The organism is Flavobacterium potami (assembly GCF_020026915.1).
GTDB lineage: Bacteria > Bacteroidota > Bacteroidia > Flavobacteriales > Flavobacteriaceae > Flavobacterium > Flavobacterium potami.
The window spans coordinates 116,542-131,263 of sequence record NZ_JAINUY010000004.1; the positions used below are offsets into that span (position 1 = coordinate 116,542).

13 protein-coding genes are annotated in these 14,722 nt (G+C 34.4%); 9 read left to right on the top strand and 4 right to left on the bottom strand.

The genetic code is table 11. The features are described 5' to 3' along the window. Nucleotides 1-89: 89 nt before the first annotated feature. Nucleotides 90-629, bottom strand: a complete 540-nt coding sequence (locus tag K6T82_RS12760; RefSeq protein ID WP_223706261.1) for a DMP19 family protein — start codon at nt 627-629, stop codon at nt 90-92. Between the two features lie 69 nt (nt 630-698). On the opposite strand from K6T82_RS12760, the gene K6T82_RS12765 reads away from it, so the two are divergent. Continuing rightward, complete coding sequence (locus K6T82_RS12765; RefSeq protein WP_223706262.1) at nt 699-1,253, top strand: hypothetical protein; 555 nt, start codon at nt 699-701, stop codon at nt 1,251-1,253. Nucleotides 1,254-1,495: 242 nt separating this feature from the next. Continuing rightward, nucleotides 1,496-1,948, top strand: coding sequence for a protease complex subunit PrcB family protein (locus K6T82_RS12770; protein WP_223706263.1), 453 nt, complete (start codon nt 1,496-1,498; stop codon nt 1,946-1,948). An 11-nt stretch (nt 1,949-1,959) separates the two neighbouring features. Here K6T82_RS12770 and K6T82_RS12775 read toward each other — a convergent pair whose 3' ends face one another. The 3 genes from K6T82_RS12775 to K6T82_RS12785 form a co-directional block, all read right to left on the bottom strand. Beyond that, entirely contained in the window at nt 1,960-3,516 is a 1,557-nt protein-coding gene (locus tag K6T82_RS12775) for a patatin-like phospholipase family protein (RefSeq protein WP_223706264.1), read from the bottom strand. A gap of 154 nt (nt 3,517-3,670) precedes the next feature. Then, complete coding sequence (locus K6T82_RS12780; RefSeq protein WP_144216700.1) at nt 3,671-3,898, bottom strand: CDGSH iron-sulfur domain-containing protein; 228 nt, start codon at nt 3,896-3,898, stop codon at nt 3,671-3,673. A 355-nt stretch (nt 3,899-4,253) separates the two neighbouring features. After that, the gene (locus K6T82_RS12785) at nt 4,254-5,753 is read right to left on the bottom strand and encodes a family 43 glycosylhydrolase (RefSeq protein ID WP_223706265.1); all 1,500 of its coding nucleotides are present in this window, start codon (nt 5,751-5,753) and stop codon (nt 4,254-4,256) included. Between the two features lie 425 nt (nt 5,754-6,178). Between K6T82_RS12785 and metG the strand changes: the two genes are divergently transcribed. From metG to K6T82_RS12820, 7 genes are all read left to right on the top strand, one after another. After that, on the top strand, nt 6,179-8,314 hold the full coding sequence (gene metG, locus K6T82_RS12790) for a methionine--tRNA ligase (protein WP_223706266.1): 2,136 nt from the start codon (nt 6,179-6,181) through the stop codon (nt 8,312-8,314). 165 nt (nt 8,315-8,479) lie between these two features. Next, nucleotides 8,480-9,043, top strand: coding sequence for an NfeD family protein (locus K6T82_RS12795; protein WP_223706267.1), 564 nt, complete (start codon nt 8,480-8,482; stop codon nt 9,041-9,043). A gap of 16 nt (nt 9,044-9,059) precedes the next feature. Beyond that, nucleotides 9,060-10,574, top strand: coding sequence for a flotillin family protein (locus tag K6T82_RS12800; protein WP_223706268.1), 1,515 nt, complete (start codon nt 9,060-9,062; stop codon nt 10,572-10,574). A 130-nt stretch (nt 10,575-10,704) separates the two neighbouring features. After that, a complete protein-coding gene (locus K6T82_RS12805) occupies nt 10,705-12,186 on the top strand; it encodes a hypothetical protein (protein WP_223706269.1) in 1,482 nt (493 codons plus the stop codon). Nucleotides 12,187-12,223: 37 nt separating this feature from the next. After that, a complete protein-coding gene (locus K6T82_RS12810; RefSeq protein ID WP_223706270.1) occupies nt 12,224-13,111 on the top strand; it encodes a DMT family transporter in 888 nt (295 codons plus the stop codon). Between the two features lie 273 nt (nt 13,112-13,384). Beyond that, nucleotides 13,385-14,092 (top strand): HAD family hydrolase, encoded by a 708-nt coding sequence (locus tag K6T82_RS12815; RefSeq protein ID WP_223706272.1) that lies wholly within the window; start codon nt 13,385-13,387, stop codon nt 14,090-14,092. Then, nucleotides 14,092-14,721 (top strand): chloramphenicol acetyltransferase, encoded by a 630-nt coding sequence (locus tag K6T82_RS12820; RefSeq protein ID WP_223706274.1) that lies wholly within the window; start codon nt 14,092-14,094, stop codon nt 14,719-14,721. Before K6T82_RS12815 ends, K6T82_RS12820 begins: the two co-directional genes overlap by 1 nt. Nucleotide 14,722 lies beyond the last annotated feature (1 nt).

Genomic DNA, 14,722 nt, shown 5'->3' on the forward strand with positions numbered 1-14,722 from the left:
CTACTAGAAAAATTAAAGTTTCGAAACCGTATTCTTAAAAACATTACTTATTTGCAACTAAAATACAGTTTTGTTATTACCAAAACAATTTAGTCTCTTTTAATTTCATGTCCGACAAACTCTTCTATAGCGGCAAACATTTCTTCAACCGAAAGTACTTCTGTGTCAGGATGCGATTTTAGAAATGCCGCATTCAATTCAACCAAATTTTCATCCAATTCAAAATAGGCATTGTTATTTAACACATCACGGAATGCACTTGGAACATCAAATTTTTCTTTTAGAAATTTCCCTAATTTAATGTTACTCTGCAAACGCAGTTTTCGACATTGTTCCTTAAATAACTCCAAATGTTTTTCGGCACCGATTAATGCCAAACCTTCTTCGATTAATTCGTTCAGTTCTTTATTCCAGCCTGAATCGTATACAAATTTCGAAAAGTTTCCTTCTGTATATTTTGAGGCATAAAAATCGAGATAATAACTCATCAAAGCATCTTCGTGAATCAGATCGTCGTCTATTTTTTCTTCGCGCATTAAATTGATTACTGAAATATTCGAATTCACAACATCTTGTGGATTTTCGCTGTTTGCCGCTGTTTCTGAAATAATGATTCTACCGAATTCCATTTGATTTTCTGTTTAAATGATAGTTTTGCAAAGTTGAGGGAAATAATTGATATAAAATTACTTTTATAATTGATTCACAAAAAATATCTTTGGATTACACAATCCTTTTACTCTTATTATATGTATAAGTCGTTTTTCCTCATAGCATTATTACTCATTGTGTTATCAAGTTGTCAAAAAAAAGAAATTGAGAAATATCAAATTGATGAAATTACATTCTCTTATCAGGGTGGATTAAAAATTCCCTATAATAAAGTCACAATATATGTCTTAAAAAATAACGACAGCGCAAAAGTTATTGTTCAATCTCGACCTTTGTTTGACCAACCAAAATGGAAATACAGCAATATTGACAAACGTTTTAACATCAATACAAAAACCTTTGAAGATTTTGCTGAAACCGCAAGGTCTTTTGATCAAATAAATATCGATAAAGCATATATCGTAGGCAATGACGGAAGTACGTGGGAAATAGAATTTGGTTCGAAAGGAAAAAATAAAAGCTATAGTTTTTGGAATCCTGAGTCAGAAACAAAAAATAGAGGTCTTACTGAATTTAGAAAAATGTTTGAGCGAATTATAGACATCTCTAAATTAAACAAAAAAGAAATTTTAGAGAATTAAAGCCTAATTTGTCTGATTTGGATTTGAATTGTAATGATAGAAATATTGAATAAGTAAAGGTCTAAAGAAATAGATTGAAATTTTTATTGTTTTTAAAGATATTCAGTACAATTTTTAATCAAAACTTTCGTTATCTTTAGATTAAATTGGAAATAACCTTCCTATTTAACGCAACCTTTTAAAAAGAATCACATCTTTTTAATAAAAGAACTTGCAAAAGTTCGACACCAAAACCAGAACTCATGAGACAGATTTACTTAATTTTCAGCATTCTGCTTGTTTTTTTAACAAGCTGTGATAAAGATGATTTACCACAATCTGATGTGCAATTTTCAGTAATTGGAAAAGGAGATTCTTTTCCTACTGATAAAAGCACAGCTCAAAGACATTTGGTTATTAACGACATAAAATCCTGGAACAACCTTAAAAAAGAAATGAATACTGCTGGCAATTTGTCTAAAAATCTAAAAGAAACCAACATTGATTTTAGTACGTTTCAGGTTATTGCTGTTATCGACAAAAACCAGAACAACAGCGGACATTCTATAGACATTATTTCACTAAATGAAAACCGAAACACGATAATTGTAAAAGTCGAAAAGCTAAAAAACGGTAATTCTTCTACTAAAAAATCGAGACCGTACGACATTATCAAAATAGCAAAAACAGACAAAAAAATTGTTTTTGAACAATAGTCAAATCGTTTTTACAATCCCTTATTCTCCGTCAACAAAGCTTTCAGTTCGTCTGTTTTTAGATATGCTGCAAAACGGCCGGAAAGTAATAACATTTCTTTTTCTTCGGGCGTTATTTTTAGTTTCGTTTCTACATGTGATGCATATTCATACAGCATCAGAAGTTCGCTGGCTCCGAAATCCTTAAAAGTTTCTTTGTCTAAACTAGAGAGCAAAGGTTCGCCAATTTTATCTTTTTTAAAACGTTCAACACCAAACTTTTCAATCAGATTGGCTTTAAAATCATCATGAAGTTTTAACCAGCTTGCCGCTTCGTCATCGGTATTTTTTAATTGCGTTACCAAATCTTCATATGCTTGATCTTTCTTCAATTTCAATAATTGATCACGTAAAGTCGTGAAACCGATAATCTGATAATTTGAAGTTGGAATTTTATAGCGATCCAAAATATTTTCGACATCTTTTTCAAAAGTCATATATCGGGTCTGAACCGTATATAAAGAAGCCGTTTCCAGCAAAGAAAGCAATCTTATTTTCTCATCATTTATAAAAGGAGCCTTTTTTCCTTGTCCCAAACAATCAATAAAAAGCGCTTTTTTATTTTTGTCTTTCACTTTTGAATCATTGTGAAGCAATTCAATCAACGTTTCATACCCCATATTATCAGATGCACCACCATCAATTACACATAAAATCTTATCTTGGTTTTTGATTCCGAATTTGGTTTTAGGAAGAACCCCTGGAAAAGCAGAACTTGCCGTAATAGCATAAGTAAGCGGAAAGTCGTAACCATTATTAATTTGATTTCCGTCAAGCGGAAGAGACGCTTTATTGGGAGCCAAAGACGAATTGATTTTCAGAGCACGAATAATATGCGGCATAAACGGAAAACGTTCTCCATTGTTATAAGCCGTTCCGTTGGCTACCATAATCGGCAATTGCGGATTGAGTTTGCTGTCTTTCGGAATAAAAAAATCAGATAATAACATTTGAGTTTTAAATTTATTCTGATTTTCTGGATTTGTGCTGTCGTATTGCAGTACTTCCAAATCTAAGCGCTGCGCCATAGAAACTTTCTCTCCTTTTTCGTTTCGACTATTATTTAAGAGCGAAAAAAGTGTTGCCGATTTATTGACATCCGATTTAAAAGCATCTGCCTTTGAAAAGTAAAATTCGTTAAAGGAACAATTATCATATTGCAATTTGTTTTTCAGAATCGTCAAATAATATCCCGCAGAATAGCAACCTCCAGAAACGGTAGAGAAATAATCAATTTCATTCAGAAAATTACGATTCGCATTGTCTTCCTTAACGTCTTCCAAACCCAAAAGAACGCCCATACTGAAAAACTGTGCCCGCGATCCACCACCAGAAATTCCGACTCCCAAAGCAATATTCGGATTCTGAATTCGATTATCACGATCCTGAACCGATTTGTATTCGTTTAAATTAACAGCCGGAATCGAATTATAATTGATCTCAGAAAAAAGATTGATCTTATTTTGAGCAATTCCTTCATTCATTAGAAAAAGAAAAAATAATCCTATCGAAAATCTTTTAAACATCATAAATGACAACTTTGTTTTTGATGGTTTAAAATTAGTTGAATTAATTCAAAATGAAAGATTTATGTCTCAATTTTTAACTTTTTTATAAAATATTAAAATAAAAAAACCGCATCTGGCAGAATACGGTTTAAATTATTTAAAACTAGAAAACTTCTTAGTTCGTTTTCATTGGTGGTAAATCGAATGCAACAGAATCGTGTTCGAAGTTGTTTCTGTGTCCTCCATCGCAGAATGGTTTGTTTTTAGACAATCCACAACGGCAAAGACCTAGTGCAGATCTTCCTTGTAAACCGTAAAGTGCTCCTTCTGGATCCATGATTTCAAAATCTCCTTCGATCTTGATAGAACCGTTTTTATTGATGATTAATTTAGTCTTGCTCATAAATTTTGTTTTTTTCGGCTGCAAAGATTGCGAAATATATTGTCATTTATAAGCTCGAAACGTAGTTTAAACTGGTTCTATTTTATTTGAGTTTTGCCACGAAGGCACTAAGGCGCAAAGTTTTTTTCTACATTAAAAGTTAAAGTAATCTCGCAAAGGCGCAGAGTCGCAAAATATTTTGTTTTAAGCTAAACATTAACCATGGGTTTGTCATTTCGAGGAACGAGAAATCACACTAGAAATTCCGTAAAGAAATTCACCAATCTTTGTCGATTAACGAGTGCGATTTCTCCTCCGTCGAAATGACAAACTAGAACAAAAATCTTCGTGCCTTAGCGTCTTAGCGGCAAAAAACCTAAAGCGTCTTATAAACAAAGTTTTTAAACTTTACACTTCCTTTTCCAATAGAACAAAGACCAATTCTTAATCCCAAGAAACCACTCAAAACATTATGATTGTATCCTGAAACTTCTACCGAGTTTTCGATTTTCTTCCAATCTTTTCCATCAAGGCTGTAGAACATATCAACCGTATTTTTGATATTTTTTAGTTTAAGAAAGACTTTTCGTTTATGCGTATTTTTCTCTGTTGGAAATTGCCACCCTCTCAAATTTGCCAAAATATTGTTCTGATCGGCTAATATTCCTGAGTAATATTTATTATCGTAAAAAAGCGTTAATCCGCCTATGGCATTGCCTTTAATTTCCATTTCAACCTCAGCAGAGTACGAATGTCCGCCTGGAACTACAACAAGTGGAGAACTGTTTCCTACTCCATCGCCTTCTCCTTCAATTGTTAATGTGTTGTTGGCTACTTTAAATCTTGAAGCTTCTACTCCATTATAAAATTTCCATTGTGGTTTAAGGGCCGAACCTCCGAAATTGTCACTCAAAGAAAATTCAGGAAGCGTTTTGCCTTTTGGTTTTGCAATGGGTTTATCGGTCTGTATGTTATCAGGAATTTTGTACCAACCATCTTTTGTCCATTCAACAGGTTGCAATAAAGTTTGGCGTCCTAAATTGTAATAATCTTTTTCGTAACCGTGAAAAATCATCCACCATTTTCCGTTTGCATCTTCAAAAACGGTGCTGTGCCCTTTTGACCACCAAGTTTCAGAACTGCTATTGGTTCTCACAATCGGATTATGTGGCGAGTTCTCCCAAGGGCCAAAAGGCGATTTTGATCTTGCCGAAATTACCATATGACTTGTCGCTGGTCCTGCGGTTCCGCCTTCGGCAACTGTCAAATAATAATATTCTCCGCGTTTGAACAATTTCGGCCCTTCCATACAAAAACATTCAATGCTCCATTCACGCGGAATTTTCCAACCATCGTAAACATGTTTTAATTCACTTGTTACCGAAAGTCCGTCTTTTGATAACGCTACATAACCGCCATTGCTGAAATATAAAAAGCGATTTCCTTTATCATCTGTCACGTGTCCCGGATCAATATTTCCGATTTTCAAATCTACAGGCTCACTCCACGGACCATTTATAGAATCGGCTGTTACGACAAAATTGGTATTATTGGCAGGAAAATAGATGTAATATTTGTTGTTGTATTTGATTAAATCGGGCGCCCAAACGGCTCCAACATATTTATGAAGCGCATTGGTTACAGGTTGCCAATTCATTAAATCGGTCGAATGCCAAATTAAAAGTCCAGGATAATAATCGAACGAAGAATGCACCACATAATAATCTTTTCCATCACGCAACAAACTCGGATCTGGATAATCGCCCGCAAAAATCGGATTAGAATATTGTCCTTGTTTTAGACTTTCTGCTGATTGCGATTGAGAATAACCACAATACGTAAACAATACTAAAAAGGTTAGATATATTTTTTTCATGTTTTTGATATTTTTTTCAAATATAGTCAAAAAGACCATAATGTTTTTGTGAAGGAGAATTTTGTTGGGTTATTACGCGGAGATGCGCTAAGGATTTTTATAGTTCTCGCAAAGACGCAAGGTCGCAAAGTTTTATTTTAAGCCAATAATTTACCGCACAGTTTGTCATTTCGAGGAACGAGAAATCACACTAGAAAATCCGTAAAGAAATTCACCAATCTTTGTCGATTAGCGAGTGCGATTTCTCGTTCCTCGAAATGACATACTAAGGAAAAAAACGCTACGTCTATGTTCCTTTGCGAGATTAATTTTCACTTCTTTCAAAAAAAATCTTTGCGAATCTCAGCGAAAAATCCTCCGTGCATCTCTGCGTAATAATGAAATCTCAATTCTATTGCTTATTTTTGCACTCTAAAATTCATATAATGACACAGAATCCAAAGAGATATACGATCACGGCGGCATTGCCTTACACCAACGGACCTATTCATATTGGTCACTTGGCGGGAGTTTATGTGCCTGCAGATATATATTCGAGATATTTAAGATTGCAAGGAAAAGATGTAGCATTTATTTGCGGAAGCGATGAACACGGGGTTGCGATCTCTATGAAAGCCAAAAAAGAAGGAGTTACACCACAGGAAGTTATTGATAAATATGATGGAATTATTCGCAAATCGTTCTCAGATTTCGGAATTTCATTTAACAATTATTCTAGAACTTCGGCAAAAATCCATCACGATACGGCTTCGGAATTCTTTAGAACATTATATGATAAAGGTGATTTTATCGAAGAAGTAACCGAACAATTATACGATGCAAAAGCAAATCAGTTTTTGGCAGACCGTTTTGTTGTGGGTACTTGCCCGAAATGTGATAATCCGGAAGCTTACGGAGATCAGTGTGAAAAATGTGGCTCTACGTTGAACGCGACCGATTTGATCAATCCAAAATCGACTATTACAGGAGAAACTCCTATTCTTAAAGAAACAAAACACTGGTTTTTACCTTTAGACAGATATACAGATTTCTTAACTAAATGGATTTTAGAAGGCCATAAAAGTGACTGGAAAACGAACGTTTACGGACAAGTAAAATCTTGGATCGATGCAGGATTAGAACCTCGTGCAGTAACACGTGACTTAGATTGGGGAATTGATGTTCCTGTTGAAGGTGCCGAAGGCAAAAAACTTTACGTTTGGTTTGATGCGCCAATTGGATACATTTCTTCTACAAAAGAATGGGCTGCTCGCGAAGGAAAAGATTGGGAACCATATTGGAAAGACGAAGAAACGAAATTGGTTCACTTTATCGGAAAAGATAATATTGTTTTCCACTGCATCATTTTCCCAGCAATGCTTAAAGCTGAAGGAAGTTATATTCTGCCAGACAACGTTCCAGCAAATGAGTTCTTGAATTTGGAAGGAAATAAACTTTCGACTTCTAAAAATTGGGCGGTTTGGTTGCACGAATATTTAGAGGAATTTCCAGACAAACAAGATGTTTTACGTTACGCTTTAACATCAAATGCGCCTGAAACAAAAGACAACGATTTTACTTGGAAAGATTTCCAAGCTAGAAATAACAACGAATTGGTTGCCGTTTTCGGAAACTTCGTGAATCGTGTTGTGGTTTTGACCAACAAATATTATGATGGTGTAATCCCAACTCCAAACGAATTTAGTGAAATTGACGAGGCTACTTTAAACGAATTAAAAGCTTATCCAGCTGTTATTGCAAGTTCGGTTGAGCGTTACAGATTCCGTGAAGCTTTGGGCGAATTGATGAATGTGGCTCGTTTAGGAAATAAATACTTGGCAGACGAAGAGCCTTGGAAAGTGATGAAAGACAATCCAGAGCGTGTAAAAACTCAAATGTATGTAGCGTTGCAAATTGCTGCTGCGTTGAGCGTTTTGGCTGAGCCATTTTTACCGTTTACAGCGGCTAAATTATCAAGAATCTTGAATTTAGGTGATTTGAAAGAACACTTTAAAGGATTCAGCAAATTCTTGAAAGAAAATCATCCAGGAGCTACAGATGTATTTTTGGATAAAACATTAGGTTGGAATGATATTTCTGAGCATTCAGATCTATTGCCAGCAGGACATAAAATTGGTGAAGCAGAATTGCTTTTTGCTAAAATCGAAGACGAAGAAATACAAAAACAAATAGATAAATTGGAAGCAACAAAAACAGCTAATTTGGCTGAAAACAAACAAGCTGAACCACAAAAAGATTTAATTCAGTTTGAGGATTTCGCGAAAATGGATATTCGTATCGGAACTATTTTGGAAGCTGAAAAAATGCCAAAAGCAAACAAACTTTTAGTGCTTAAAGTAGATACAGGAATCGATGTTCGTACCATTGTTTCGGGAATTGCTGAAAGTTTTTCTCCAGAAGAAATTATCGGAAAACGAGTTTCTGTATTAGCGAACTTAGCTCCAAGAGCTTTACGAGGTGTTGAAAGTCAAGGTATGATTTTAATGACAACAAATGCTGAAGGAAAATTAGTTTTCGTAAATCCAGATGCTGATGCACCAAATGGAGCGACTGTAAACTAAGATTTTAGACATTACAAATATTAAGCGTGAATCGATTGAATTTCTCAATTGATTCACGCTTTTTTCATTCTACAAATAGCTGTAAATACATTTTTCATCGAAATTAGTTTTCTTACAAAAAAAATGAGATATTAGCGCCAGAAGTTATTCGAAAAACTGAAAATTATGGAGCTATTAGAAAGTTTACCTACGTTGCTTAAATCTTTTTGGTACATCGCGATTCCAACAAGTTTGATTTTTCTTATTCAAACCATTATTACCTTTTCGGGTCTTGACATTGCCGATGGTTTCGACACCGATTTTGATGCACATCTTCATGATGGAGGCGATTTTCAATGGTTCTCTTTAAGAAACCTAATCAACTTTCTTTTAGGTTTTAGCTGGACCGGAATATCATTTTATTCTACGATTGGCGAAAAACCTTGGTTTCTAATTACGCTCGCTTTTGTTGTTGGAGTTTTGTTTGTGCTTTTGTTTTTCTTTGTCATCAAACAAGTGCAAAAACTAGCCGAAGACAATTCTTTTAAAATCACCAATACACTCGATAAAACTGCCAAAGTTTACCTGACCATTCCAGAAAACAAAACCGGAAAAGGCAAAATTATGATCAGTGTTAATGGCGCTTTTCATGAATTGGAAGCCATGACAGAAAAGGAAAGAATTCCTTCTGGAAGTGCAGTAAAAGTCATCAAAATCGAAAACAATATTTTAATCGTAGAAACCATATAACATAAATACAATGATAATGAACCCAATTATTTTGATTGCAGTTGCGGCAATCGTTCTATTCGTAACCATTTCGGCATTAATCTCGAGGTACAAACGATGTCCTTCAGATAAAATTTTAGTTATTTACGGTCGCACCGGCGGAACCTCAGCACGTTGTGTACATGGTGGAGGTGCTTTCATCTGGCCCGTTATTCAGGATTACTCTTTTCTGGATTTAAAACCGCTTTCTATCGAAGCCAATTTAACAAATGCTTTAAGCCGTCAGAACATTCGAGTTGATGTTCCTTGTCGATTTACCATTGCGATTTCTACAGAATCTGACAGTATGAATACGGCTGCTGAAAGATTGTTAGGTTTATCATCAGAACAAGTTCAGGAATTGGCAAAAGATATTTTATTTGGTCAGTTGCGTTTGGTTATTGCTACCATGACTATTGAAGAAATCAACTCGGACCGTGATAAATTTTTGGATAATATTTCTAAAAACGTTGATAGTGAATTGAAAAAGATTGGTTTGAAGTTAATCAACGTAAACGTTACCGATATTAGAGACGAATCTGGTTATATCGAAGCTTTAGGAAAAGAAGCTGCTGCAAAAGCCATCAACGAAGCAAAAATTAGTGTTGCCGAACAGGAAAAAATCGGGGAAATTGGTAAAGCTCTTGCCGATAGAGAAAAAGATACTCAAATTGCAGAAACGCACAGAGATCGTGATGTAAAAATCGCCATTACTCAAAAAGATAAAGAAATTAGTATTGCAACAGCTTCTAAAGATGAAACCATTGGTAAAGCCGAAGCTGAAAGAGATACAAGGGTAAAAACCTCTGAAGCCAATGCAATTGCGATTCAAGGAGAAAACGAAGCGAAAATTGCCATTGCAAATTCTGAAGCTATTCGTAGAGAAAGAGAAGCAGAATCTTTGCGTATTGCAATAGCAGCCGAAAAAGTACAACAAGCAAAAGCATTAGAAGAATCTTATCTTGCAGAACAAAAAGCTGAGTTGGCGCGTTCTGAAAGAGAACGTTCTACTCAAATTGCGAATATTGTAGTTCCTGCCGAAATTGCCAAACAAAGAGCGATTATCGAAGCACAAGCTGCTGCGGAAACCATCAGAGAAAACGCAAAAGGAGAAGCTGATGCCATTTTCGCTAAAATGGAAGCAGAAGCAAAAGGTCTTTTTGAAATCTTAACCAAACAAGCAGAAGGTTACAAAGATGTTGTGGCTGCAGCAGGCGGAGATCCTAGCAAAGCATTTCAACTTTTATTATTGGAGAAACTTCCTGAATTGGTTAAAACTCAAGTTGAAGCCGTTAAAAATATTAAAATTGACAAAATCACGGTTTGGGATTCTGGAAACGGTCAAGGCGAAAATGGTTCGACAGCCAACTTTGTTTCTGGAATGATGAAGACAGTTCCACCATTAAACGATTTATTCAATATGGCAGGATTAAATTTACCAACGTATTTAAAAGGTGAAGATACTCCGCCAGAAGTACCTCCAACAATTCAAGTTGAAGAAACGAAAGAATAAAAATCATTCTTTTTAAAATAAAAAAGCGCGAACCGATTATTATTTGTAATTGATTCGCGCTTTTTGCTTTTTGAATAACCAAAAGTGCTTAGATTTGTAAAAGAAAAACTTCTCAAAAACAAATCTTTTTATGCTCAAAAATTACATATTCTTAGTTCTTTTATTTTGCTGTTCAAGTATATTTTCTCAAGAAATTGTAAAAGAATTTGATTTTAAACTAGAAAGAAAAAGAGATTATTTTCAGGTTACAAACGAAGCCGAAAAAGAAGTTATTTTATTTCTAAATGATAAAGAAAAAATATCCTCCGTAAGATTTGATAGTAAATTTGAAATCAAAGATTCTCTTTCAACAGCAAGACCAGAAAAAACATATGCAGAAATCATCGGCTATAGCCAAAAAGAACACAATTATTTTCTTTTCTGGGGATCCAAAGACAGAAAACAGATAAATGTGCAGTCGTTTGATTTTGAAAAAAAAGAGATACAAGCAAAACCGCTTAATTTATCACTAAAAAAGGAAAAAGTAATTAAAGAAATTACGATCAACAATACATTTTATTTGATTACTATTATCAAAAACACGAGTATATTAAAACTCTATATTTCTGATGCTGATGGAAATTTAAATGAAAAAACGGTAGACTTGTCTAACTTTCAATTTAAGAATGATCTTGGTCACGATGTAGGTTTGTATTATATCTTATCTGATTTATTCCAGGATCCTACCATTGAAACTATTCATAATGATAGTCCGCCTTCATTAGCATTAAGCTCAAATAAACTTAAGGTCTACACGTATAAAAACGATGAAATCATTTTTACTTTTGACAACAATACCGATTTAACGGCTATACTGAAAATTAACCTCAACGATTTTACTGCAAGCTTAAAATCGATTGAACAACCTAAATTAGACAAAGAAGAATCTGATTTTATTTTACCTAAGTCAAATTCCTTTTTAATTGATGATAAGATTCTACAAATAAAAACAACCCCAAATGTTTTATTTTTCACCATTAGTGATCAAGATGGAAATAGAATTAATCAGTTTAAAACTTTACGAGATGAAGAGATAAGTTATAAAAACACAGATGTTTTTCAGGAAATGAAAAGCATTAAAAATAAAAAGGTTCTAGAAAAACCAAAACAGTTTATACGAAAAATCAATAACTCGGCTCCAGGAATATCTTGTTATAAATTAAATGGGTTGTATTATACTGTGATCGGAAGTTCACAAGATATCTCTCACAGTAGCGGTGGCGGAATGGGTCCAGGTTTTGGCGGTGGCGGTTTTGGCGGACCATCAATATCCTTCGGGTTTACATCCCGCTATACAATTGGAAATTTGGTTTCTTACCAAGACAAAAATGTTGTTTACACCAATTGTTTATTTGATGCTAATTTTAATCATTTAAATGATAAGATTGCCATTTCAGCGTTTGAAAAAGCGAGATTATTTTTAGAAGATAACAAAGAGCTTAACGAGAATACACCCCTTTTTAGCAAAGAAATATACAAAGACTTAATCGTTTTTAAATTCAACACCTCTTTGTATTTAGGAAACTATAATAAACAAAATAAAAAATATCAAATTTTTAGCTTTTCAGAGTAAACATTTCGTTTAGATAAGCTAATCAATATTACTTTCAATGAAAATTACCAAACCAAGATTAGCCTTAATTGCGGGAATACTTTGTATTTCAATCTTTCCAATCTTGGTAAAATTACGTTTAACTCCAGGGTTAATTTCGGCATTTTACCGAATGGCTTTTGCAGTTACTTTACTTTTACCTTATGTCATTATTACAGGAAATTTTAAACTTCCTAAACCAAAATTTTTGCTTTTGGCGGCTCTTTGCGGCGTTATATTCTCGTCGGATGTTGCCGTTTGGAATATCGCCATTCAGGAATCAAGCGCGACGCAGGCTTCGCTTTTGACAAATTTATCTCCAGTTTGGGTCGGAATCGGTTCCTTTTTCTTTTTGAAAGTTCGTCCAGCCACTAATTTTTGGATCGGAACTGTAGTTTCACTTTTCGGAATGATTACTTTGGTGGGTTTTGAGTTTTTTGTGGATCTGAATTTTGATAAAGCATTTCTTTTTGCGGTTTTATCCGGAATCTTATATTCGATTTATCTTTTAATCAGCAAAAATGTTTTATCGCAAGTTGATGTTCTTTCGTTCATGACGATCAGTTTGACCTCTTCCAGCATTTATTTGGGAATTTTATGTTATTCTCAAAACGAACCTTTTACAGGTTTTACAAATGCGGGCTGGTTTGTTTTGGTACTTCAAGCTGTAATTTGTCAATTGTGTGCCTGGCTTTCGATCAGTTACGCAACACAACACATGCGCGCAACCAGAGTTTCATTGAGTTTATTGAGCCAAGCGGTAATTACCTCGATTTTGGCTTGGTTGTTTTTGGAAGAAAAAATAACTTTACAAATGGTTTTCGGCGGAATCATTCTGCTTTTCGGAATCCGAATTACTTTTTACGATAAAACGATTTCTTTGAAAAGATTGTTTTCTAAGAGTTAAAGAACAGAACGCGGATGACGCGGATTTAAACGAATTTATAAAGATTAATTTTTGTATCTTAACAAAAAGGAATTTGTGCTAATTTGCGGAATTTGCGGTAAAAAAACAGATTAAACTCTAGACATTCAAGGCAAAAAATCCTCGCAATCATTTTAATCTGTGGCTAAAAAATTAGTGGAAATTCGTGAAATTGCTTCGCCAGTTCGCTATTGCTCTGGTCGTGGCAAACGAACCTGAAACTTGAAACAAAAAACACTTGAAACAAAAAACATCATGTTACATAAAACTAAAATACCAAACCTAAAAGTAATTGCATTTGATGCCGACGATACTTTGTTTGTAAACGAACCGTATTTCCAAGAAACCGAACATAAATTTTGCGCTTTGATGGAAGATTATCTTTCGCATCAAGGAATCTCTCAGGAATTATTCAAAATTGAAATTGCCAATCTGCCTTTTTATGGATACGGAATAAAAGGTTATATTCTTTCGATGATTGAGGCTGCGATGAACATTTCAAATAATACCATTCCTGTTGAAGTCATTGCAAAAATCATTCAATACGGAAAAGAACTGCTTGAAAAACCAATCGAACTTCTAGACGGAATCGAAGAAACTCTTGAAGCCTTAAAAGGAAAATATAAATTGGTTGTTGCCACAAAAGGCGATTTAAAAGATCAACACAGTAAATTACATCGTTCTGGTTTGGGACATTATTTTCATCATATCGAAGTAATGTCAGACAAACAAGAAGTTGATTACCAAAAATTGCTTGGACGTTTGGACATACAAGCACATGAATTTTTGATGATCGGAAACTCATTAAAATCAGATGTTCTTCCCGTTTTAGGAATTGGTGCTTATGCCGTTCACATTCCGTTTCATACGACTTGGGAGCACGAAAAAATTAATCATACCATAGAACACGAGCACTTTAGTTCCTTTGAAACTATTGCAGAAGTTGTTCCGAATTTATTATAATGAAAACACTTTTAGACTTAGAAAACTGGAATAGAAAAGAGCATTTTGCGCATTTCAAACAGATGGAAGAACCATTTTTTGGTGTCACTGTAGAAATAGATTGTACCAAAGCGTATCAAACCGCAAAAAGCTTGAATGCTTCTTTTTTCATTTTCTATTTGCATAAAACCTTGGCTGCTGTCAATGCCATTGAAAATTTTAAATATCGAATTTCAGACAATCAAATCTTCATTAATGATCGTGTTGATGCATCGGCAACAATCGGTCGCGAAGATGGCACTTTCGGATTTTCATTAATCGAATATCATCCAGATTTTAAAACATTTGAGCAAATTGTATTAACGGAAATCGATCGTATTCAAAAAACGACAGGACTTTTTACAAGATCTTTTGATGATGATAACCTAATACATTTCTCAGCAATTCCATGGTTGAATTTTAGCTCCATTACACACGCAAGGAGTTTCACGTATCCAGACAGCTGTCCAAAAATTTCATTTGGCAAAATGATGATTTCTGAAACCGGAAAAAGAACCATGTCGATGGCCGTTTACGTTCATCATGGATTAATGGACGGAATGCATGTGGGGCAGTTTGTAGATTATTTTCAAGAACTTATGAATGATTAAG